The following is a 19,201-nucleotide window of genomic DNA, read 5'->3' as shown; positions in this document are numbered from 1 at the left end:
CAGTAACGCCATGTCGATCACTCCAAAGCCCCCGCTGAAACCACAGGGGATGATTGAAACATGGGTCAATTCTCAGTGATATTTTCCCGCAATCCCGGGTCAGCTCTCAGCGCAAATCAACAGTCAGGACTGTTTTTCCGCCCCTGGAGCGGATGTACTGCAATACTTCGCACAGGTGGTCTGCGACCCAACTGACGTATATCTCGTCCGCAACCCAGTCCACACTTCTGTGAATGATTTCGGCCAGCATATAGATCAGTTCCGCCTCGAGAAATGGAGCGTCTTTGCGTTTGGCTCGGCGGCATTCTTCATTCAGCTGTGCACAGAGTTGTTCAAGTTTAGTCATGGTCTTTTCTCCTGTGGTTTATGACATTGAATTTTCCCCTCGTGGCGCTTGGCCGTAGCGGCCAAGATTGCGCACGATGATCCCGATCACCGATCACGTTCGACGGATCGAGCGGATTTGAACGGCCGTCCGCAACGAACGCCGGCAATTCACGCAGCTTGGGAGCGCCAGTATTGTGGATTAAAGTTACGACCACGGTCGCGCGGGAGCCTCCTTCTCCCCTGTCTTCTCGCAACGACGTCGCTCACCTCAACCCCAACTCATCTTTGGAAGTCTTCCGGTTGGCTCCATTCTTAACCTCCGGCTAGTCCGAAATAGCACCAAGTGTTTCCCGGCATATCCGCATAAGCGATCGAACCTCTGCCAAGGCGGCAAGCGTCTCCTTTGTGGAGCTGCCATGTCGGTAATTCCCATTGCATTTGCCTCCAGGCGCACCTCCGCGAGCGCCATGCATTCTGCAAACCTTAAAGCCGGTAACGGCTGGCGATTGACACTGGCATCCCGTCCGCTTCGCCTTGGCTCTGCACCTGGGTGCTAGGTTCATGAGGTTGATCTTATTTTTTGGATCCACCCTGCCCCCCCTGCGAGACATTGCCGACTATGGCCTGTCCGCCTTCATTGACTGTTACGTGCTTCACCGTGACTTGCTGCTGTCCACCTGTCCGGTATCGTTTCAGGGCTTCCACCTGGGCCGCGAAGGTTCGGGCGAGTTGGTTAAGGGCTCTTGAGGCGCTGTCCTGCTGAGGGATGTTCTCGACATGAGCAAGGCGTCGGGCAAACGTCATCGTGGCATTGTGAACGGCCGCCATCTGGGCTGCGAGCATCATCTCGACCTGATCTTGCGGCTTAACGCCGGCGACCATGGCCACAACGAAAGCTGTTCCCTCCACGTCCGCCTTTGGACCTTGCGAGCCAATACCGATCAGCTGGTTTAATAGTCCGTTTATGAAATTGGGATTTTTCGATCCGAATGCTTTTCCGATCGGTTCCAGATCATTCTTCACCGCCTTGCCTTTCGTCGGCGTAACGGGATTGCCGCGCTTTTGAACTTCAGTCATTGGGCTTTCCTTTCAGCGCAATACCAGCGCGCTCTCGTGCGATTCTGGGCTTGGCGACCTCAGCGATAGGTTGTTCCAATCGGCCGTTCGATTGTTCCAATTGGCACGATATTTCCATCATGGAAGCGTCCATTTTCGGTGAGCGGCCGAGGACACGGCCGGCGAGGACCTCATCATCGATCACGCGTCGCCTCCCAGCAGGTTTTCCTCCAGCCATCCCCGATATCGATCGAGCGAGGGAGTAATGTCCTCGCCCGTAGCGCGTCGGTAGGCGTCTCTGGCCTCCGCATGGGTGAAGGCCCATCCGAGGGTCTCCAGATGTCGCATCTGGTCAATCAGATCCGCTGGCTTGGTTGCGGTCATACACCCATCTCCATCTGGTCCGGTTTCGGTTCATACGTCGGGATGTGGTGCTTGAGGATTCCGTGCCACCAGTTCGCCTGCCTATCGGTGAGGCGCAAACCGTCGACGGCTCGCCTTCCGTTGCACCTCGTCTTCCTTGAGATAGACTGCTGCAGCAAGGTGGGCGCCAAAGCCGCGGGGCTTGGCGGTTTGTTATGGTCGCTATGCGCTGAATGGGCGTCAATCCACGCCCAAGTCTGCTCTGTCGAGCCGGATGGCCCAGCCAGACACCAGTTGCCATTATCCGCCGCATAGAACGATCCGCTACGGTGGGCTTTGACGATCATGACAATGCCTCCCGTGCCTTCTGCAGAGCAGCGACTACGAGGTCGAGGTTGGTGCGGCTGTAGATGCTTGTGCGGGATGCCGGTCGAATCCTCCTTTCGAAGGCCTACGCGGTTGTCATCGTCGACGATCGTAAGGCAGACATAGTCCGGATGAGGCACGATCATTTCGTCGCTCATGCCGCAACCCTCCTTGCTAGGAACGTCACGACATTGCCATCCTTCTTCGGAAACGGGTATGGCTGAGCGCAGATGTGTTTGATGATCGCCGGCGTCAGATCAATGACCTCGGCTGGCGCAGGCTCGATAACCACGGCCGTTCGATGGCTCACCCAAGAAAACAAATCGTACTGGTTTGGATTGTAGGACCTCATGCCGCACTCCTCCTCACATCTAAAAGGATCCCCTCCAGCTCGTAGGGCGAAAAGTTTCCACCCATCAGAAGCCTTAGGCACGCGTCAAGCTGATCTGTGGGAACCCCTTTGTCCTTGAGCAGTGCTCGGCCTTCTGCTGCAGAGGCGGGAATGGGGAAAGCCGTGAACATCGTCTTTCGCGTATTCGTATCCTCTGAAGAGTCTTTTTCCTTCTCCAAAGCATAATCTGGATCTCTGCTCTCTGGTCTCTGCTTCTCTGCTCTCTGTATAGGGGAAGCCTTAGGGGAAGCCTTACCGGAAGCCTTCGGGAAAGCCTTATGGACGGCTTCCTTGAAGCTTTTCCCCAGACCTTCGGCATAAGTGATAGAGCGTTGAATTGTAAGATCTTTCAGCTCACATTCCGGCAGCATTTCGGCGGAGCTAGCCCACGCCTTCACGACGTTCGGAGATTCCGGTTTATTGTATTTCAGGAAGTTTGGCAGCGCGATTAAGTTGGCATTCGGATCGTGATCCGCCATGCCTTTGTCGATGATATCCTGTAAGCCTTCACGGAAGGCTTCCCGTTGGCCTTCCGTGCCCATCGCCAGCTCCGCAGCCAGTCCGTCCAGGGTCGCTCGGATCGCCCCCAGCGACGTCATCATGGGGTGGGTGAGGAGCATGAACCACGCGAGCCGCCCCTCAAGCGTGAGGGACATGAAGCGAGCATCGTTCCAGACGCGGACGTCAATCTTGCGATAATGGCTCATCCGCGTTCCTTCCTTAAAATCCGGAACTTCCGCGCCGGCGCGCAAGCCTCGGTCGCTTGCAAGGCCGTCAGATTGAAGCGAGGCCGCATTCCGGGGACAATCGGCTGTGGCGGGTATTTCTGTTCGGCGTGCCACCGAGCCGCTAGGACGACGATCTCGTTGCGCTCGTGGTCTATGGGGCGCGTCATAGGGAGGCCATCTCAGAAGCTGACGGCTCCTGCGGATATAGGTCCGGGCGGAGGGAGGAGCGCGACACTCCGGTCGCACGTTCAACTGCGAGCACTCGCTCGCCGGGGACTTTCTTCCACTGGCTGACAGCTTGGATCGAAATTCCGAGCCTACGAGCCAATTCTCCTGGACCACCAACGGCCCGTTTTGCCTTGTCGAGAGACATGCGCTATTCCATCGGGTTAGCTGAAATCATTAGAAGAATTAAAGCATGACTTGACCATATTATCAAGTACGACTTGATTGCACCACTAAAGCCATCCTTTATAATCTCTGCAAATTAAAGGACGGACGATATCGTGACTTTAGGTGAAACGATTCGAGAGGCACGTAAGGCCCGGAACATGACTCAGGGCGAGCTTGCGGAGCGCCTCAATATCAGCGTGCAAGCAGTTTCTCAGTGGGAAACCGACAAGACTGCCCCGAACTCCAAAAACCTGATCGACATATCAAAAATGTTAGAAATCCGCCTTTCGGCACAACACCATATCTCCATCGAGACCATGCTGTGGAAGATGGCGCCTGGCAACAAGCCGGCTGTGAAAGCTCCGCTGGTCCCTTGGGGCAGCAGAGCAGAATGGCTTAATCTTCAGGGTAATTGGGAAGAGCCGGAAGAATTCTATGGCGAAGACTTCTTCGATATTCGCTGGAAACCAATTGGGGAAGTGTTCGCATTGGAGTGCAAAAGCGACGCCATGGCACCCGTTTTCCAGTACGGAGACCATGTTATCATTGACACGGGTCGGGCCCCCGAAAAGGCCGACTATGTCGTGGCGGAAGTTGGCCACATGGACCCTTTTCTCGCGCAGTTCTTTCCCCTCGGTGTGGATAAAAATCGAGTTCCCATATTCGAGTTGCGCTATCTTGCCGCGGACCGAAAGCCCATTGTCGTAAATGCTGAAAACTCAGGTCAAGTTATCGGCACGGTCCGCGAGCATCGCCGCTATTACCGAACATCCTAGATTTTTATCAAGCTGTACTTGATAAATTAATAAAGCAGTGCTTAAATCGCTTCATTCAAATAGATGGAGCGAATATGACCGACACCCCCAACACCGTCCCGATGCCGATGGTGCGCGTAGACGCGACAATCCAAGATATGCACTCGGCCGTCGCCAAGATGCCCCCCTCAACACCCGAACACCCTTGGACAAGCATGGCAAAGGACTCTGCCAAGTATCTTCCGTTTGTCTCCCGTGTGATTGGCGTCTACTTGGCGAAGGGGGTCCTGTCGGAGGAGGTTGACGTCCTTAACTCGGACCTGAAGGCAGCAATTCCCGAACTGGAAAATCTGACAGAGTACGAGATTGGATTCGTCCATAACTGCGCATGCGAGGTTTTCTTCGACTGTGACGTGCACAATACCTTGATTTGGATGGCTGACGATTGGATCTCTGACCCGCGCCTACGCCGCCTGGAGGCTTCCTGGCCAGAGTGAACAGGGAGCAGGTCGCCGAGTATCGGCGTGTCAGTTGCCACGTTCGACAAACGCTTCGTTGGCGGCTTTTCAACACCTTTCGGAAATCGGCGGGCCCAGAACCGCACAAAATCGCGACTGCAGGCCGCTATGCCAACGTGGGACGATGTGTTGTCGGCTCTGGCTAAGGAGGCGAATTGACTAGAGCCTATGAAAATAACGTGGAAGATCTAGAATGAGGAGAGCCCGCACTTACACTAGATCCGAAATAGCCGATGCTGCTGCCGCGGCAGCGATGAACAACGTGCGGGTGATTATGCACCCGTGCGGTGAAATAGAATTCGCACCACGGAATTTCGCGGCCAAACAAGAAGAAGATACCGCGGAAAAGGCTCTGGAGGGATGGCTCAATGGTGGATGGAAAGCTGGTCGGCGTTCATGAGGTCAACGTCGAATTGGCCGACGGAACGTTCAAAACGTACTATTATGCATGGCGGGGGAAAGGTGCGCCCAGGATATTTCCCAAGCCCGGCACCAAGGCTTTCACGCAGGAATTTGTCCGGCTTACCCGTGACCGGGAAAAAAAGGTCAAAGAAAAGACCGTCGCCGAGGGGACGATCGGCTCCCTGATCGACGAATTCGTGAAGACAGCGGCATACCAGACGCTGGCACCTTCCACCCGACGCGACTATGAGCGGCAGTTCGAGACGATCCGCCTCCAGTTCGAGAGGTTCCCTGTGCAGGCCATAGAAGCCCGAGGGAGCCGAAAGCTCTTCCTGACATGGCGAGATACCATGAAGGATGCGCCGCGCTCTGCGGACATGCATATAGCACTGCTATCGCGGTTGTTTTCGTGGGCAAAGGGAAATGAGGATATTTTACGCAATCCACTGGAAGAGGTCGAGCGCCTGCATGAAGGCACGCGCCGCGACATCATCTGGTCCGATGAACAGTTGACGAAACTCATCGCCGAGGGCGTGCCGCATCTGCGCGATGTGGCCCTGATCGCCCTATGGACGATGCAGCGGCAGGCGGACGTCCTGACCATGCCGACGATCGCCTTCGACGGCGACCGGGTATCGATCAAACAGGGAAAGACCGGAGCGAAGGTTCGCGTGATGGTGGCACCGGATATCCTGCCGGGCTTAAGGAAGGCTAAGGAGGGGGAGCAACAGCGCGTGCTTGTGAACTCGTTCGGACAGAACTGGACGTCGAGCGGGTTCAGGGCATCATGGCGCAAGGAGATGAAGCGGCTGGGGATCACGGGCGTGACGTTTCACGACCTTCGCGGCACGGCGATCACCTATGCCTATAGTCATCTCGACAGATCGCACGCCGAGAAGATCAAGCTGATTTCGGAGATTTCTGGCCACTCTGAGGCCGACGCCGAGACGATCATCCGGAAGCACTACCTCGCTGGACAGGAGGTAATCGACGCGATCGGGCGAGGAACAAAAAAGCACCGAGAAGTGTAAAACGGAGCCAAACTGTAAAACGAGGAAAATAAACCTAGTCTAAGTGCTTGAAAATGGTGGGTGATGTAGGGCTCGAACCTACGACCCGCTGATTAAGAGTCAGCTGCTCTACCAACTGAGCTAATCACCCGTCACCGCTTGCTGGCGGCGTGACCGGGCATATAAATAGCTTCGGTTTCATTGTCCAGCGGGCAGACGAATTTTCTTTAGCAAATCTGCAAAAAAAATCGAGCGGCAAAGAAAAAGCGTTAAAAATCAAAGATCGAGTGTTCCGCTTGCTAGACGGACCGCGTGCCCGCCGATCCGCGCGTTGGAAATTTCGCCGCCTTCGACGTCGATGTGCAGGTGGATGAAGGAGGGGCGGCCCATCTCCAGCCCCTGCTCGACGATGATCGGATGATGCCCGTCCGGCAGCAGGTCGAAGCGATGGATGGCGCCCGAGAGAGCCGCGACCGCCGCTCCCGTCGCCGGATCCTCGACGAGGCCGGGTCCGGCTCCGAATTTGCGGGCGTGGAACTTCGCCGTGCGGTTCACCGCGCGACGGCAATAGACGTATGCGGAGGCAAGCGCCCCTTCCACGAAGGGTGCGGTTTTGTCCCATAGGTGGGGATCGAACTCGATCCTCTCCGCCACGCCGACGTCGTGGATAGGCACAAGCAAGAACGGCACGCCGGCGCTCCAGATCGAAGGCACGTGATTCTCGAAGCCGATCTCGTTGACCTTGAGGCCGAGCGCATTGGCGATGCCGAGCTTGTCGAGCGGAAGGGCGATCTGCTGCGACTTCCGCGGCAGGTCGAATTCGGCGAAGCTTGCCCGCTGCTGGCGCAGGCGGACCGCACAGCGCACCGGGCCGACCCTTTCGTCGAGCACCGAAACCAGATCGATATCGCCGCCGTGGTGAGCGTGCGTCCGCTCGGCAAGCGCGATCGCAGCACCAACCGTGGGGTGGCCGGCGAACGGCAGCTCGCGTCGCGGCGTGAAAATGCGAAGGGCGGCGCTATGCGCCGGATTGGGTGGCTTGCAGACGAACACAGTCTCCGAGAGATTCATCTCGCGGCTGATGGCCTGCATTGCCTCTTCGCTGAGGCCATCGCCGTCGAAGACGACGGCGAGCGGATTGCCGGCAAGTCTCTCTTCGGTAAAGACGTCATAGACGCTGTAGCTGCGAGCCACTCTTGCTCCCCTTCACACATTCAGATCGGCAACCTGCCCGACGCAGTCGGTTCGCGCAAGGCGGAGGCCGTCAGGAAAAATACCACGCGATGATCGGCAGCATGGCGGCGTTGTAGGCGTGGGCAGATGGATCAGCCGAGCGGATGACGACCGCCTCGGCTATTTCCTCCTCCTCGGCAACCTCGATATGCCGTTCGATGCGCGCGACCAACTGATCCGCCGTCTCCGGAAACTGGAAGAGCCGCATCAGGGTCAGCACCCGGCCTGAATGCGCGGCATAGTAACCTGCCCCTGCCTCAGCCTCGGCAAGGTCGAGGCCCGTCTCTTCCAGCACCTCGCGTCGCATGTTTTTCTCCACGTCGCAGCGACCGTCGACGATGTCGACGTCCTCGAGCGAGCCCGCGGCGAAGTAGACCTGGCCGGCATTGGCCGTCTTCGGCCCCATGCGGATCGCAACCAGCGCGCCGTCCGAACTCGCAACAACCGGGTATGCGAAGACGTGAAAGCCTGAAGCGCGTGGCTGCTGCCGACGCCACCACATGAAGGCGGAGAACGGCGTGACGTAGCCCTCGCCGCGCACCCCTTCCTCGCTCGCCACCAGCCGCTGAAAAAGTACCATGCGCCCGTCGAAGAGCGCCGGGTTGGCATCGGTCTCCCGCTTCCAATTATCGGAGATCGCGGCCGCCTCGGTAGTGCTGAGCGGATGCTCGGCGGCAAGCACGGTAAGTTCGATGCTGCGGATCGGAAAGACGCGACGCTCCGGCGGCCAGCCGGCGGTGGTTTCGGAAAGGGAAGCCATCACGGGAGATCCAGCGTCATGACGACGGGGCAATGGTCGGAGGCCTTGGGCCGATCCCAGCCGGTGCGGGGGTAACGGTCGATTTCCTGGCCCGGCGGAAATACGGTGCGATAAGGCTGGCCGCCGCGGATGATTTCCGGCTTTCGCGTGGCATTCGCCTTGGCAAGCGCCGGCGAAAGCCACAGGTAGTCCAGCTGGCAGAGCCATTGTTCCTGCGGCCCGCGCGCATGATAGAGCGTCCAGCGATCCATGGGATCGCGGCGCTTCACCACGTTTTCGGCAAAGCCGTCGGCGGAGAAGACGTCGAGGGCGCTCAGAGGTTCCTCGCGATGCTCGAAGCGATAGCCGGTGCGGCGTGTGCCGATCACGTCTATCCGCTCCTGGTAGTCGTTCATGTCGCCACAGATCGCAAAGTTCTTCGTCCCCGCATGGGCGGCCCCGAAATGATCCTCGATGATGCGCCGCACCGCGAGCGCTTCGGCACGGCGCACGGGCATGGTGGCGTGACGGCCGTCCATGCCCTCCCGCGCTCCACCCATCGATTTCAGGTGCACGACGTAGAGCATCATCGGAACATCGCCGATCAGGAGGTCGACTTGCAGGCAATCGCGCTTAAACACCTTGTCGTCGACATGGTGGCCGAGAGACGCCAGTTCGTCGGTGAAAAGCCCGAAATCGCGGTACGTCACCAGGACGTGACTTTTGACGTCGCGAACCTCGATGCGCTGGCCGTCGCGGGTTTCCTCGCGCAGCATGACCGCCACGTCGATGCCGCGGCCGTCGTTGCCTTCGAGAAGGAATTTCTGGCGGTAACCGCTGCCGACCATCCGGTAGAGATAGCCGTATTCAAACGCATCGAGCGCGGCGAGGCTGTCGACTTCCTGCAGGCAGATGATGTCGGCGTCGGTGTCGGCGATAGCAAGTGCCGTCATCTGACGTGTATCGTCCGTCGCCGCAACCACGCGCGCCTGCTCCAGCTGCTGATAGACGCCTTCGCTGCGGACGTCGAAGAGCCGCAGCACTCGGTCCTGCCGCAATTGGTTGCGATAGCCGGTGAAGTCGAAGCGGGTCAGAAGATTTTCGACGTTGAAGGTCGCAAGACGCAGGGACATGATCGATCCGCTTTTGTGACAACGGCAAATCAAGCACAGGCGATCGATCGGCACAACCGCCTTGTGAAAAGGTGGCGATCCAACCCCGCCAGGCCTGCCTGCCGAGCCTCGCGGAACGGCCATCTTCGGCGGCAGGCGGACGGCCCAGACCAACGTCTGGATTTGAGCCGTCCGTGCCGATTTCCTATGCGGCCACAGCCGCATGCTCACTGGCGATCAGGCTTCCCAGCCGGCTTATGCCCTCCTCGATCATCTGATCGTTGGCGCAGGAGAAGCTGACACGGAAGGTATTGGCGCCGGAGCCGTCGGCGAAAAACGCCTGGCCGGGCACGAAGGCAACCTTCACGGTCTCCAGCGAACGCGCCAGGAGCTTGGCGCCGTCCATGCCGGAGGGTAGCGTCACCCAGATGAACATGCCGCCCTCAGGTTTCGTCCAGCTGGTGCCGGCCGGCATATACTTTGCGAGCGCCTTCAGCATGCAGTCGCGGCGCTGGCCATAAGTCTTCCTGATCTTTGCGACCTGCGCGTCGAAAGCGCGCTCGGCCACGAGACTGATGGCGATCTGGTTGATGGTCGAGGAATGCAGGTCCGCCGCCTGCTTCATCAGCACGAGCTTGCGAATGACCTGGGCATTGGCGACGACGAAGCCGACGCGAAGCCCCGGCGCCAGCGTCTTGGAGAAGCTGCCACAATAGATCGTGCGCGTGTGATTGATTTGGCCCTTGCGAGCGATCTCCAGCGAAAGGATCGGCGGAACCGCGTCGCCGTCATAGCGCAGGTTCTGGTATGCGGCGTCTTCGATAATGGCGATGTCCATCTCGTCGGCAAGATCGATCAGCTTTTCGCGACCGGTGCGGTCGACCGTCTCGCCCGTCGGATTGGCGAAGTCGGCGGAAAGATAGGCAAACTTGACGCGGCCGCCGGCTGTTTCGGCAGCGGCGCGGTAGGCCTCCGGCGTCCGGTTGCCGTTCGGCGTCAGCTGATCGTAGGTGGGCTCATAGGCGTTGAAAGCCTGCAGCGCGCCGAGATAGGTCGGCGCGGTGACCAATGCCGTGTCCTTCGGCGACAGGAAGAGCTTGCCGAGATAGTCGAGGCCCTGCTGCGAGCCGGAGACGATGAAGACGTTTTCAAGCTCGCAGGCAACGCCGAGCCCGGCCATCTGCCTTACAAGCCATTCCCGCAGCGGCTTATAGCCCTCGCTGACCGAATATTGCAGCGCCGCGTTCACGGCGTCGCTTGAAAATATATCGGCATAGGCCTGCTTGAATTCCTGATCCGGGAACAGCGCGGGATCCGGAATGCCGCCGGCAAACGAGATGATGTCGGGACGCTCGAGCAGTTTCAAAAGTTCGCGGATTTCGGAGGCGCGCATGCGGGAAGAGCGCGTCGCAAAGATATTTTCCCAATCCAACATAGGGTTTCCTCGTAATTTCGTTGCTTCACGCAACAAAATCACGCAATAAAAAATAAGTCAATATTGCTGACCTATTTGTTTGTCACGGTGACAAAGCAGGAGATCACGGTTGGTATTCGAAGGGGTTGAGCACGGTGACCGGAAAATCCGCGAAATCACGTACGTTTCGCGTCACCAATGTCATTCCATGCACGATCGCCGTGGCGGCGATCAGGCAATCCTCGATGAGGTCATCTGACTTGGAATCCATAAGCTGCGCCCATTTGCGGAACACCGGCGCGGTTGCGTCGAGCACGGCAACCGAGCGCAAAACGCTCGTCAGCCACGCCTCGATCTCATCGGCCTTCGCCGCGTTCTGCTTTCGCGTGATCTCGATGCCGGCCTGGATCTCGCCCGCGGTCACCGCTGACAGATAGAGTGCGTCCGCGCCGACGCTTCCGATCCAGCCCAGCACTGCACCATGCGGCTTCGGACGCCGCAACTCTGAAATGATGTTGGTGTCGAGAATATACATCGGCGACTATTCGAAGGCCGGGGGCCTTCTACGCTTCAATTGCCCCCTAGGCGGAACCACCAGTTCAAAGCGCGGTTCCGGCGCGAGAAGCGCCTCCTTGGCGCTGGGCTTTGCCCGTCTCTGCAGGTTTTCCCATTCATCGACTGAGACAAGCACCGCCTTTGGCTCGCCCCTTTTGGAGACGAGTTGTGGCCCCTCCTCCAACGAGGCATCCAGCATCTCGCTAAACCGAGCCTTGGCATCTTGAACCGGCCATTGACGCATCGCGACCTCCAAATGACTAGTCAGTAGCCTGGTCATTATGACTAGTCAGTAGCCTAGTCTTTTTCACGCGCCGTTTCAAGCGTGCGTCCTTCAGGCTGAATGCCCATTTCACGGATCGATAATATCGTCCACGTCGCAAAGACGTGCGCCGAAACGCTATCGCTCAATAGCGCAACGATGCCCTGCCCCCAGGCGGGAGCAAGGCATTGACATCGGGCCTCACGTGGAAGCGTCCGGGGCGCTTACGAGCGGAACAGCGACGAGAGCTGTTCGAGGCCGGGAATCTGCCCCTGCGGCGTCACTTTGTCGACCACACCGGGCAACACGCGCGAGAGTTGCTGCAACAGCTCATCCTCGCTGACACCGGCCTTGCGCGCGAGATCGCTGATCGTCTGCGAGCCGAGCGCATTGCCGAGGCTGCCGGGCGAGATCGGTTGGTTCGCCCCGGGCTTGACCCAGGAATCGACCGCGTCGCCATGACCGGCTTCAGTCAGTTTGCCGAGAAGGCCGCCCAGTCCACCCATCAGGCCGCCGTCGCCCCCTTGCGGGGTGGCACCGGGCTGCTGCTGCGTGGCGGAGGTATCCTGTCCCGCGCCGCCGCCGAGAAGCTTGCCGACAAGCAGCGCGCCGAGCGCGATCATGATCGGCTTCGATATGCTGCCGCCAGGAACGGCGTCATCAAAAATGCCCATAGCAATCTCCTCTTTCTTCCTAATCTTGTTGGCAACCAGAAGCGAGCCGGCAACCAGAAATGCAATCGAACTTGATTTCACAGCCCATACGTCTAGCTTGAGATGGAAGATGGTCGCGATAGGCAACCAATCAAGGAGGGTAGTGGCAAATGTCTGTTATCAGCTGGATTATTCTTGGACTTATCGCCGGCTTCATCGGCAGCAAGATCGTCAACAAGAGCGGTTCGGGCATGCTCATGGATATCGTCCTTGGCATCGTCGGCGCGATCGCCGGCGGTCTGATCTTCAGCTTCTTCGGCGCCTCCGGCGTCACCGGCCTCAACATCTACAGCATAGTCGTCTCGATCATCGGGGCTGTGGTAGTGCTTTGGGTCTATCACGCAATGTCGGGCCGGCGCTCCATGTAGCCGCTGTATTCTAACGGTTGGCGGCCGAGTCGTGGACGCATCGCCAACTCTCCTGACAAGATTCAGGTTCCCCTTCGGCGACGGTGTCGTCACATCGCTTGCAGGCCACTACTTGTCGTCGGTGAATACTGTCCCGATGTCACGGGAGCCATGCAGAATACGTTCGATACGAACTTCGTCGCCGGCAAGTGTATAGAAGATGACGTAGCGGCCGAAAGGAACCGAGCGGAGGCCGACCCATATCTCAGGCCGCGGCGCGCCGCCGCGCGGCGCGTCAGCCAGTCGGCTGCATCGCTCCCGCAGTTCTCTAATGAAGCGAAAGGCGGCGGTCGCATTATCGGCGTGGATATAGTCGCCGATTTCTTCCAAGTCTTGCATGGCAGCCGGGGCGAAGGTGATCGCCACTAGGATTGGCTTCCGCCGTATTTCGCTTCGAGACGATCAAAGACCTGATCGGCAGGCAGGCCCGTCCCGCTCTGCGCCCCCTCCCGGATATCAGCGCGCAGAGCCTCGAGGCGAGCCTTGCGCTGTTCCTCGCGCTCTTCCAAAAGGCGCAGGCTGTCGCGCATGACCTCGCTCGCGCTGGCGTAACGCCCGCTCTTGATAAGCTCTTGAACAAGGCCCTCATAGTGGGGGCCGATATTGTAGCTGGATGGCATATTGTCCCTTTCACTTATCGGATATTATCAATTTTTGATAACTCGATCAATCGAACAGCTGTTGAGCCGCTAGTGCTTCACAGCCGAGGCACGCGATTTTGCGCATAGGGGATTATAGTGCATTGACCCCGTCGTTTTCGCCAGGAGCGCGGCTTCGGAGATTGCGTCTACTTTCTGGATTGCAGCATGCAGAGTGACAATACAGCTTCGTTTTATGATGATAACGCGCCCGTCTACGCCGGCCGCAGGCGCCGCCTTCCGCTGGAACGCCTGAATGAATTTCTGGCGGCACTGCCGCCCCACGGCGCCATTTTAGAGCTCGGATGCGGTGGCGGCCATGACAGCGCCTATATGCGCTCGAAAGGTTACGAGGTTACGCCGACGGATGGTTCCGCGGGTATGGCGAAGGAAGCGGAAAAGCTGCTCGGCACCGCGGTCCGCGTCATGCTTGCGGAAGAACTGGAGGCGGAAGATGCCTATGACGGGATCTGGGCAGAAGCGAGCCTACTGCATGTTCCCCGCGCCACACTGCCGGACGTCCTTCAACGCATCCACCGAGCATTGAAGTCCGGCGGTGTTTTCCACGCGAGCTTCAAGGAGGGATCAGCGGAGGGGCACGATGCTTTCGGCCGATACTATAACTATCCCTCACCGACGTGGCTAACGGGCCTGCTGCACAAGGGCGGATGGTCGACCGTGTCGATGGCGCAAGCGGCCGGGGGCGGCTACGACGACCAGCCCACGAGCTGGCTTTATCTCAAAGCACAAAAATAAGGCCGGGGCTTTCGCTCCGGCCTTAAAGTCACCATTCGGTGACGAGATTAGTTGCGGGCCTTGTCGACCAGCTTGTTCTTGCCGATCCAGGGCATCATGCCGCGCAGCTTGGCGCCGACTTCCTCGATCTGGTGGGCGTCGTTGACGCGGCGGATACCCTTGAAGCGGGCAGCGCCCGAGCGGTATTCCTGCATCCATTCGGACGTGAACTTGCCGGTCTGGATGTCCTTGAGCACGCGCTTCATCTCGGCCTTGGTCTCTTCCGTGATGATCCGCGGGCCGGTGACGTATTCGCCCCACTCGGCCGTGTTGGAGATCGAGTAGTTCATGTTGGCGATGCCGCCTTCATAGATCAGGTCGACGATCAGCTTCACTTCGTGCAGGCACTCGAAGTATGCCATTTCCGGCGCGTAGCCTGCTTCGACCAGGGTCTCGAAGCCGGCGCGGATGAGTTCGACCAGACCGCCGCAGAGAACGACCTGCTCACCGAAGAGGTCGGTTTCGCACTCTTCCTTGAAGTTGGTCTCGATGATGCCCGAACGGCCGCCGCCGACGCCGCAGGCGTAGGAAAGCGCGAGTTCAAGCGCGTTGCCGGAAGCGTTCTGATGAACGGCGACGAGGCAGGGAACGCCGCCGCCCTTCTGGTATTCGCCGCGAACCGTGTGGCCGGGGCCCTTCGGCGCGATCATGACGACGTCGAGCGAAGCCTTCGGCTCGATCAGGCCGAAATGGACGTTGAGGCCGTGGGCGAAGGCGATCGCGGCGCCGTCCCGGATGTTGCCGGCGATGTCGGCCTTGTAGATGTCGGCCTGGAGCTCGTCCGGGGTCGCCATCATGAGGAGGTCGCCCCACTTTGCGGCTTCGGCAACGGTCATGACCTTGAAGCCGTCGGCCTCCGCCTTCTTGATGGTGGCCGAGCCAGCCTTGAGCGCGATGACGACGTTGACAGCACCGCTGTCCTTGAGGTTCAGCGCGTGGGCGCGGCCTTGGGAGCCGTAGCCGACGATGACCACGTTCTTGGCCTTGATGAGGTTGAGATCGGCATCACGATCGTAATAGACGCGCATTGTTTCTTCCTTCCCTTTGCTTGTCCGATGTTGGTTTTGTGATCAGAAGACGGTCGCTGCCGCGTCCGCCGAAACTTTTTCCGTGCCGTAGAGCCTGAGAAACGCGCCGACCGCCTTCTCGGCCTGACGGGACACATCCTTCGGTCCCGGTTCGCCGAGAAGCATGCGCACATGCAGGTCAGATACGATCAGCCCGTAGAGCGTGTGGTAGGCCTCGTCGGCGTCGGTGAAGCGCAGGAGCCCTGCCCGCTTGCCCGCATCGATCAACGCCATGGCACGGCGGTCGATCTGGCGCCGCCCGCGCTCGATGAGCAGCTTGCCGAGCTTCGACCCGTCCCGGTGCGATTGGCCGACCGCCAGCCGGTTCAGCGCCAGCGATACGTCGCCGGCAAGCACTTCCAGAAGGTCATGGGCGAAGATGGCAAGATGGTCGTGAAGGCTTGCGGCCGTAAGGCGCTCGCCATTGCGTTCAAAGGTGCGCACCTTGCTTGCCTGATACGCGATCATGGCCGACAACAGGCCATCGCGGTCACCGAACCACTTATAGAGGCTCTCCTTGGAGCAGTTGGCCGCGCGCGCGACGCCGGACGTCGTCAACGCCTTTTCGCCGCCCTCGACAAGCAGCTGCAGCGCCTGTTCCAGAACTGCGTTCTGGCGCGGCGAAAATTCGCTCGACTGACCTGCATCGCTTGGCACGATCGCCACTCCCAATTGCGTACCGTACGGTACGGTTCGCACGCCTTATGCCGCAGCTCGTGGCAGGCGTCAAGCACTTTGGGCTCGTGCTCGGCAATTTCTAGAAACCCATCCGGCTATCTGCCGGAACCGCCCTGCTCGGCAGCCATGGGCGCACGCATGCTCTCGACATCTCTGAGCGGCGACAAGCCATAGAGGCGGCTGTATTCACGGCTGAACTGCGATGGGCTTTGATAGCCGACCCGGTGACCGGCTGTGCCGACATCCAGCCGCTCTATCAGCATCAGCCGGCGTGCCTCATGCAGCCGCAGCTGTTTTTGATACTGTCCGGGCGTCATGGCCGTGATCGCCTTGAAGTGATGGTGGAAGGACGAGACACTCATATTGACGTGCTCGGCCAGATCCTCGATGCGCAACGCTCGTGCAAAATTCTCTCTGATCCAGGCAATTGCGCGCGCAATACGATTGCCGTGGCTGTCGGCGACCGCGATGTTGACGAGCTGGCCGCCGGCCGGCCCGGTCAGAATGCGGTAGAGCAGTTCCTGCTCGATCAGCGGCGCCATCGCCGCGATGTCATCAGGAGTATCGAGCAAGCGGAGCATTCGTACGGCAGCGTCGAGCAGCTCGGGCGTGGCGGCATTGACGACGATGCCGCGCTGGCCCGCTGCCGGCTCGGCCAATCGCTGGATCTCGGCGCGGCTGAGCAGATCGAGAAGCTTTTCGCTGTCGATGGCGAGCGTGACACAAAAATGCGGCACCTCGGGGCTGGCTTCTACAACCCTCCATGCAACCGGTAGATCAAGCGAGGTCAACAGATAGTCGCCGGCAGCATAGTTGATGGTGTCCGTTCCGAGCTGAAGGCTTTTCGCGCCCTGGATAACCATCGCAAAGCATGGACGATAGCTGCTATGGCAGGGCGCGCTCGGTTTCGAGCGACGGCTTATCCCGACGCCTTCGATGGCGGTCTGGAACTCTCCTTCGCCAGGCGTGAAACGCGCAGCGATCGAGGCGATTTCATGATAGGGATTGAAAATCAGGGTCATGCAAAGGCGCTCTGGTGGAGGATGGAGCCGATCGATCGGCTGGCCCCAATGTAGAGTGCATTTCGAGCCCGGCAAATAGTCCTCCGCCACACTTTTGCAGGATCGGGCACAAACCTAAGAGGATCGCTCTAACACCAGTGACAATAGAAAAGGCATAAGGGCACCGTCACATTCCACCCTCGACAAGAAGGACATTCCCATGCCCATCGCAAAAGGCTACGCCGCAACCGACGCGTCGAAACCCCTCGCTCCTTTCACCTTCGAACGGCGCGAACCGAACGACGATGACGTCGTCATCGACATCAAGTTTGCCGGCATCTGCCACTCCGACATTCATACCGTTCGCAACGAGTGGAAGAACGCCGTCTATCCTATCGTCCCCGGCCACGAGATCGCCGGGATCGTCACTGCTGTCGGCTTGAAGGTCACGAAATTCAAGGTCGGCGACCGTGTCGGCGTCGGCTGCTTCGTCGACAGCTGCGTTGGTTGCGCCAGCCGCGACGTCGACAACGAACAGTACATGCCCGGTCTGTCGGTGACCTATAACGGCGTCGAAGCCGACGGCAAGACGCCGACGCAGGGCGGCTATTCCGACTCGATCGTCGTCAAGGAAGGCTATGTCCTTTCGATCCCGGAAAACCTGCCGCTCGATGCGTCGGCTCCGCTGCTTTGCGCCGGCATCACGCTTTACTCGCCGCTGCGTCGCTGGAACGCCGGCCCCGGCAAGAAAGTTGCGATCGTCGGCATGGGTGGCCTTGGCCATATGGGCGTCAAGCTCGGCTCGGCCCTTGGCGCCGATATAACAGTGCTCAGCCAGACGCTTTCCAAGAAAGAAGACGGACTGAAGCTCGGCGCCAAGGAATATTACGCCACCAGCGATGCCGAGACCTTCAAGAAGCTTGCCGGAACCTTCGATCTCATCCTTTGCACGGTCAGCGCCGAAATCGACTGGAACGCCTATCTCAGCCTGCTGAAGGTCAACGGCTCCATGGTGCTGCTCGGTGTTCCCGAACATGCGATCCCGGTCCACGCCTTCTCTCTGATTCCGGGTCGCCGGAGCCTTTCCGGCTCGATGATCGGCTCGATAAAGGAAACCCAGGAGATGCTTGATTTCTGCGGCAAGCACAACATCGTGTCGGAGATCGAGAAGATCAACATCCAGGAGGTCAACGCCGCCTATGAGCGCGTTCTGAAAAGCGATGTACGCTATCGCTTCGTGATCGATATCGCGTCGCTCAACTGATCCGCGTTGAGGCGGCCGCCAGCCCGGCCGCCTCATGACGGACTGTCGCACCCCACGAAAAGGCCTTTGCACCGGGGCTTCAATCGATTAAATGCGACCGCAAATTCACGGAGCGGAAGCGATGACCGAGAGAGCCCAATCCCAGTCCGAAGATCGCGTGCTGTCGCGCCACATCCTGCCGACGTCGGGAACGATGATCGGCATCTGTACGACGCTGATCGGCCTGGTGAAGGTGGTCGAGGGCCGGATCGGCCCCAGTCGCGTCGATGAACTCGCAGCGTTGACGTCATTATTTTTTCTGGTGAGCGCGGTAACGTCCTACCTGTCGATACGATATGTCACCCGTCCGAGGATCAGCAAGCGGATGGAATCGGTCGCCGACATCTGCTTCCTCATCGGGCTTGTATGCATCGCAATGATCGGTCTGTTCTTTGCCTACGAAGCCATTTGAGCCGACGATCCGAGAAAATCGCTACCGCGCATAGCCGACCGGTATAGACATTCCGCTTTTCAGGGTTTCCATCGAGATCGAGGCCGTGACGTCGAACAGTTCGACCTTGCGGACGAGTTGCTTGTAGACCACGTCGTAGTGCTCCACGCGCGGCAGCACGACCTTGACGATATAGTCGTAGTTTCCAGTCAGTCTGTGCGCCTCGACGATCTCCGGAATGTCGCTGATCGCCTTTCGAAAATTCTCGATCCAGTCGTCGGAATGATGCGCCGTCTTGACGAGAGCATAGACAGTGGTCGGCACGCCCATCTTATCGCGATCGAGCACGACGATACGCCTGGCGATATGGCCGCTTTCTTCCAACCGCTGGATGCGGCGCGAACAGGCCGAGACGGACAACGCCACGCGGTCGGCAAGGTCCGTTACGGACACGCCCGCGTCGCTCTGCAAGAGGTCGAGAATTTTCCTGTCGCGCTCATCGAGCATGCTATCCTCCCAGACCCGCGCCGACATATTGCGCAATGTGACGAAATCGCGCAAATTCATGCGGTAGATATAGGCGT

The 19,201-nt window shown here is 59.1% G+C and carries 28 protein-coding genes and 1 tRNA gene; 7 read left to right on the top strand and 22 right to left on the bottom strand.

The window, feature by feature from the left end; all coding sequences use genetic code 11:
• Positions 1 to 106 precede the first annotated feature (106 nt).
• The 8 genes from AB4048_RS17985 to AB4048_RS17950 all read right to left on the bottom strand — a co-directional run bounded on the left by AB4048_RS17985 (position 107) and on the right by AB4048_RS17950 (position 3,604).
• A complete protein-coding gene (locus tag AB4048_RS17985) occupies positions 107 to 346 on the bottom strand; it encodes a hypothetical protein (RefSeq protein ID WP_442203353.1) in 240 nt (79 codons plus the stop codon).
• A 554-nt stretch (positions 347 to 900) separates the two neighbouring features.
• On the bottom strand, positions 901 to 1,404 hold the full coding sequence (locus AB4048_RS17980; RefSeq protein ID WP_442203352.1) for a hypothetical protein: 504 nt from the start codon (positions 1,402 to 1,404) through the stop codon (positions 901 to 903).
• Positions 1,397 to 1,588, bottom strand: coding sequence for a hypothetical protein (locus tag AB4048_RS17975; RefSeq protein WP_442203351.1), 192 nt, complete (start codon positions 1,586 to 1,588; stop codon positions 1,397 to 1,399). The genes AB4048_RS17980 and AB4048_RS17975 overlap by 8 nt, the downstream gene beginning before the upstream one ends.
• Positions 1,585 to 1,767 carry a hypothetical protein gene (locus tag AB4048_RS17970; protein WP_442203350.1) on the bottom strand — a complete coding sequence of 61 codons (183 nt, stop codon included), beginning with the start codon at positions 1,765 to 1,767 and terminating at the stop codon, positions 1,585 to 1,587. Before AB4048_RS17970 ends, AB4048_RS17975 begins: the two co-directional genes overlap by 4 nt.
• A complete protein-coding gene (locus AB4048_RS17965) occupies positions 1,764 to 2,270 on the bottom strand; it encodes a hypothetical protein (RefSeq protein ID WP_442203349.1) in 507 nt (168 codons plus the stop codon). Before AB4048_RS17965 ends, AB4048_RS17970 begins: the two co-directional genes overlap by 4 nt.
• Positions 2,267 to 2,464 (bottom strand): hypothetical protein, encoded by a 198-nt coding sequence (locus AB4048_RS17960; protein ID WP_442203348.1) that lies wholly within the window; start codon positions 2,462 to 2,464, stop codon positions 2,267 to 2,269. Before AB4048_RS17960 ends, AB4048_RS17965 begins: the two co-directional genes overlap by 4 nt.
• Positions 2,461 to 3,210 (bottom strand): hypothetical protein, encoded by a 750-nt coding sequence (locus AB4048_RS17955; RefSeq protein ID WP_442203347.1) that lies wholly within the window; start codon positions 3,208 to 3,210, stop codon positions 2,461 to 2,463. The genes AB4048_RS17960 and AB4048_RS17955 overlap by 4 nt, the downstream gene beginning before the upstream one ends.
• Before the next feature lie 184 nt (positions 3,211 to 3,394).
• The gene (locus tag AB4048_RS17950; protein WP_442203346.1) at positions 3,395 to 3,604 is read right to left on the bottom strand and encodes a transcriptional regulator; all 210 of its coding nucleotides are present in this window, start codon (positions 3,602 to 3,604) and stop codon (positions 3,395 to 3,397) included.
• Positions 3,605 to 3,737: 133 nt separating this feature from the next.
• On the opposite strand from AB4048_RS17950, the gene AB4048_RS17945 reads away from it, so the two are divergent.
• The 3 genes from AB4048_RS17945 (at position 3,738) to AB4048_RS17935 (ending at position 6,330) form a co-directional block, all read left to right on the top strand.
• Entirely contained in the window at positions 3,738 to 4,400 is a 663-nt protein-coding gene (locus AB4048_RS17945; RefSeq protein ID WP_442203345.1) for a helix-turn-helix domain-containing protein, read from the top strand.
• A gap of 74 nt (positions 4,401 to 4,474) precedes the next feature.
• A complete protein-coding gene (locus tag AB4048_RS17940; protein ID WP_442203344.1) occupies positions 4,475 to 4,876 on the top strand; it encodes a hypothetical protein in 402 nt (133 codons plus the stop codon).
• Positions 4,877 to 5,265: 389 nt separating this feature from the next.
• Entirely contained in the window at positions 5,266 to 6,330 is a 1,065-nt protein-coding gene (locus tag AB4048_RS17935) for a tyrosine-type recombinase/integrase (protein WP_442203343.1), read from the top strand.
• A 54-nt stretch (positions 6,331 to 6,384) separates the two neighbouring features.
• Here the strand turns inward: AB4048_RS17935 and AB4048_RS17930 are convergent.
• From AB4048_RS17930 to AB4048_RS17895, 8 genes are all read right to left on the bottom strand, one after another.
• Positions 6,385 to 6,460 (bottom strand) — tRNA-Lys (locus AB4048_RS17930).
• Positions 6,461 to 6,585: 125 nt separating this feature from the next.
• Positions 6,586 to 7,503, bottom strand: a complete 918-nt coding sequence (locus AB4048_RS17925) for a PhzF family phenazine biosynthesis protein (RefSeq protein ID WP_442203342.1) — start codon at positions 7,501 to 7,503, stop codon at positions 6,586 to 6,588.
• A gap of 70 nt (positions 7,504 to 7,573) precedes the next feature.
• A complete protein-coding gene (locus AB4048_RS17920; protein ID WP_442203341.1) occupies positions 7,574 to 8,302 on the bottom strand; it encodes an NUDIX hydrolase in 729 nt (242 codons plus the stop codon).
• Positions 8,302 to 9,414, bottom strand: a complete 1,113-nt coding sequence (locus tag AB4048_RS17915; RefSeq protein WP_442203340.1) for an endonuclease/exonuclease/phosphatase family protein — start codon at positions 9,412 to 9,414, stop codon at positions 8,302 to 8,304. Before AB4048_RS17915 ends, AB4048_RS17920 begins: the two co-directional genes overlap by 1 nt.
• Positions 9,415 to 9,598: 184 nt before the next feature.
• Positions 9,599 to 10,828 (bottom strand): aminotransferase-like domain-containing protein, encoded by a 1,230-nt coding sequence (locus tag AB4048_RS17910; RefSeq protein WP_442203339.1) that lies wholly within the window; start codon positions 10,826 to 10,828, stop codon positions 9,599 to 9,601.
• A gap of 103 nt (positions 10,829 to 10,931) precedes the next feature.
• Positions 10,932 to 11,342, bottom strand: coding sequence for a type II toxin-antitoxin system VapC family toxin (locus AB4048_RS17905; protein WP_442203338.1), 411 nt, complete (start codon positions 11,340 to 11,342; stop codon positions 10,932 to 10,934).
• 6 nt (positions 11,343 to 11,348) lie between these two features.
• Positions 11,349 to 11,606 carry a type II toxin-antitoxin system Phd/YefM family antitoxin gene (locus AB4048_RS17900; protein WP_442203337.1) on the bottom strand — a complete coding sequence of 86 codons (258 nt, stop codon included), beginning with the start codon at positions 11,604 to 11,606 and terminating at the stop codon, positions 11,349 to 11,351.
• A gap of 242 nt (positions 11,607 to 11,848) precedes the next feature.
• Positions 11,849 to 12,298, bottom strand: a complete 450-nt coding sequence (locus AB4048_RS17895; RefSeq protein ID WP_442203336.1) for a YidB family protein — start codon at positions 12,296 to 12,298, stop codon at positions 11,849 to 11,851.
• A 149-nt stretch (positions 12,299 to 12,447) separates the two neighbouring features.
• Here AB4048_RS17895 and AB4048_RS17890 point away from each other — a divergent pair, with 149 nt between their 5' ends.
• Positions 12,448 to 12,705, top strand: a complete 258-nt coding sequence (locus tag AB4048_RS17890) for a GlsB/YeaQ/YmgE family stress response membrane protein (protein ID WP_442203335.1) — start codon at positions 12,448 to 12,450, stop codon at positions 12,703 to 12,705.
• Between the two features lie 108 nt (positions 12,706 to 12,813).
• On the opposite strand, the gene AB4048_RS17885 is transcribed toward AB4048_RS17890, so the two are convergent.
• Positions 12,814 to 13,110: a type II toxin-antitoxin system RelE/ParE family toxin gene (locus AB4048_RS17885; RefSeq protein WP_442203334.1), complete on the bottom strand. Its 297-nt coding sequence runs from the start codon at positions 13,108 to 13,110 to the stop codon at positions 12,814 to 12,816.
• Positions 13,110 to 13,364, bottom strand: coding sequence for a type II toxin-antitoxin system ParD family antitoxin (locus AB4048_RS17880; RefSeq protein ID WP_442203333.1), 255 nt, complete (start codon positions 13,362 to 13,364; stop codon positions 13,110 to 13,112). The genes AB4048_RS17885 and AB4048_RS17880 overlap by 1 nt, the downstream gene beginning before the upstream one ends.
• A gap of 186 nt (positions 13,365 to 13,550) precedes the next feature.
• Between AB4048_RS17880 and AB4048_RS17875 the strand changes: the two genes are divergently transcribed.
• Complete coding sequence (locus AB4048_RS17875) at positions 13,551 to 14,138, top strand: class I SAM-dependent DNA methyltransferase (RefSeq protein ID WP_442203332.1); 588 nt, start codon at positions 13,551 to 13,553, stop codon at positions 14,136 to 14,138.
• Positions 14,139 to 14,185: 47 nt separating this feature from the next.
• On the opposite strand, the gene ilvC is transcribed toward AB4048_RS17875, so the two are convergent.
• The 3 genes from ilvC to AB4048_RS17860 form a co-directional block, all read right to left on the bottom strand.
• Positions 14,186 to 15,205, bottom strand: coding sequence for a ketol-acid reductoisomerase (gene ilvC / locus AB4048_RS17870; protein ID WP_442203331.1), 1,020 nt, complete (start codon positions 15,203 to 15,205; stop codon positions 14,186 to 14,188).
• Positions 15,206 to 15,247: 42 nt separating this feature from the next.
• Positions 15,248 to 15,901, bottom strand: a complete 654-nt coding sequence (locus AB4048_RS17865; protein ID WP_442203330.1) for a TetR/AcrR family transcriptional regulator — start codon at positions 15,899 to 15,901, stop codon at positions 15,248 to 15,250.
• A gap of 116 nt (positions 15,902 to 16,017) precedes the next feature.
• Complete coding sequence (locus tag AB4048_RS17860; protein ID WP_442203329.1) at positions 16,018 to 16,944, bottom strand: AraC family transcriptional regulator N-terminal domain-containing protein; 927 nt, start codon at positions 16,942 to 16,944, stop codon at positions 16,018 to 16,020.
• 199 nt (positions 16,945 to 17,143) lie between these two features.
• Between AB4048_RS17860 and AB4048_RS17855 the strand changes: the two genes are divergently transcribed.
• The gene (locus AB4048_RS17855; protein ID WP_442203328.1) at positions 17,144 to 18,187 is read left to right on the top strand and encodes an NAD(P)-dependent alcohol dehydrogenase; all 1,044 of its coding nucleotides are present in this window, start codon (positions 17,144 to 17,146) and stop codon (positions 18,185 to 18,187) included.
• Between the two features lie 121 nt (positions 18,188 to 18,308).
• Complete coding sequence (locus AB4048_RS17850; RefSeq protein ID WP_442203327.1) at positions 18,309 to 18,638, top strand: hypothetical protein; 330 nt, start codon at positions 18,309 to 18,311, stop codon at positions 18,636 to 18,638.
• Positions 18,639 to 18,659: 21 nt separating this feature from the next.
• On the opposite strand, the gene AB4048_RS17845 is transcribed toward AB4048_RS17850, so the two are convergent.
• Positions 18,660 to 19,124 (bottom strand): Lrp/AsnC family transcriptional regulator, encoded by a 465-nt coding sequence (locus AB4048_RS17845; RefSeq protein ID WP_442203326.1) that lies wholly within the window; start codon positions 19,122 to 19,124, stop codon positions 18,660 to 18,662.
• Positions 19,125 to 19,201: the final 77 nt, after the last annotated feature.

Origin of the sequence: Rhizobium sp. RAF56 (genome assembly GCF_052113965.1) — a bacterium.
Classification (GTDB): Bacteria; Pseudomonadota; Alphaproteobacteria; order Rhizobiales; family Rhizobiaceae; genus Rhizobium.
Note: the sequence above shows the minus strand (reverse complement) of the source record. Positions and strands in the feature narration are given on the sequence as shown.

Excerpts from the sequence above, each read along its gene's own strand:
- AB4048_RS17920 (WP_442203341.1), bottom strand. The coding sequence starts at position 8,302 with ATGGCTTCCCTTTCCGAAACCACCGCCGGCTGGCCGCCGGAGCGTCGC.
- AB4048_RS17860 (WP_442203329.1), bottom strand. The coding sequence starts at position 16,944 with ATGACCCTGATTTTCAATCCCTATCATGAAATCGCCTCGATCGCTGCG.
- AB4048_RS17855 (WP_442203328.1), top strand. The coding sequence starts at position 17,144 with ATGCCCATCGCAAAAGGCTACGCCGCAACCGACGCGTCGAAACCCCTC.
- AB4048_RS17970 (WP_442203350.1), bottom strand. The coding sequence starts at position 1,767 with ATGACCGCAACCAAGCCAGCGGATCTGATTGACCAGATGCGACATCTG.
- AB4048_RS17890 (WP_442203335.1), top strand. The coding sequence starts at position 12,448 with ATGTCTGTTATCAGCTGGATTATTCTTGGACTTATCGCCGGCTTCATC.
- AB4048_RS17980 (WP_442203352.1), bottom strand. The coding sequence starts at position 1,404 with ATGACTGAAGTTCAAAAGCGCGGCAATCCCGTTACGCCGACGAAAGGC.
- AB4048_RS17985 (WP_442203353.1), bottom strand. The coding sequence starts at position 346 with ATGACTAAACTTGAACAACTCTGTGCACAGCTGAATGAAGAATGCCGC.
- AB4048_RS17915 (WP_442203340.1), bottom strand. The coding sequence starts at position 9,414 with ATGTCCCTGCGTCTTGCGACCTTCAACGTCGAAAATCTTCTGACCCGC.
- AB4048_RS17940 (WP_442203344.1), top strand. The coding sequence starts at position 4,475 with ATGACCGACACCCCCAACACCGTCCCGATGCCGATGGTGCGCGTAGAC.
- AB4048_RS17845 (WP_442203326.1), bottom strand. The coding sequence starts at position 19,124 with ATGCTCGATGAGCGCGACAGGAAAATTCTCGACCTCTTGCAGAGCGAC.
- AB4048_RS17875 (WP_442203332.1), top strand. The coding sequence starts at position 13,551 with ATGCAGAGTGACAATACAGCTTCGTTTTATGATGATAACGCGCCCGTC.
- AB4048_RS17910 (WP_442203339.1), bottom strand. The coding sequence starts at position 10,828 with ATGTTGGATTGGGAAAATATCTTTGCGACGCGCTCTTCCCGCATGCGC.
- AB4048_RS17895 (WP_442203336.1), bottom strand. The coding sequence starts at position 12,298 with ATGGGCATTTTTGATGACGCCGTTCCTGGCGGCAGCATATCGAAGCCG.
- AB4048_RS17950 (WP_442203346.1), bottom strand. The coding sequence starts at position 3,604 with ATGTCTCTCGACAAGGCAAAACGGGCCGTTGGTGGTCCAGGAGAATTG.
- AB4048_RS17935 (WP_442203343.1), top strand. The coding sequence starts at position 5,266 with ATGGTGGATGGAAAGCTGGTCGGCGTTCATGAGGTCAACGTCGAATTG.
- AB4048_RS17955 (WP_442203347.1), bottom strand. The coding sequence starts at position 3,210 with ATGAGCCATTATCGCAAGATTGACGTCCGCGTCTGGAACGATGCTCGC.
- AB4048_RS17960 (WP_442203348.1), bottom strand. The coding sequence starts at position 2,464 with ATGAGGTCCTACAATCCAAACCAGTACGATTTGTTTTCTTGGGTGAGC.
- AB4048_RS17850 (WP_442203327.1), top strand. The coding sequence starts at position 18,309 with ATGACCGAGAGAGCCCAATCCCAGTCCGAAGATCGCGTGCTGTCGCGC.
- AB4048_RS17880 (WP_442203333.1), bottom strand. The coding sequence starts at position 13,364 with ATGCCATCCAGCTACAATATCGGCCCCCACTATGAGGGCCTTGTTCAA.
- AB4048_RS17905 (WP_442203338.1), bottom strand. The coding sequence starts at position 11,342 with ATGTATATTCTCGACACCAACATCATTTCAGAGTTGCGGCGTCCGAAG.
- ilvC (WP_442203331.1), bottom strand. The coding sequence starts at position 15,205 with ATGCGCGTCTATTACGATCGTGATGCCGATCTCAACCTCATCAAGGCC.
- AB4048_RS17965 (WP_442203349.1), bottom strand. The coding sequence starts at position 2,270 with ATGAGCGACGAAATGATCGTGCCTCATCCGGACTATGTCTGCCTTACG.
- AB4048_RS17900 (WP_442203337.1), bottom strand. The coding sequence starts at position 11,606 with ATGCGTCAATGGCCGGTTCAAGATGCCAAGGCTCGGTTTAGCGAGATG.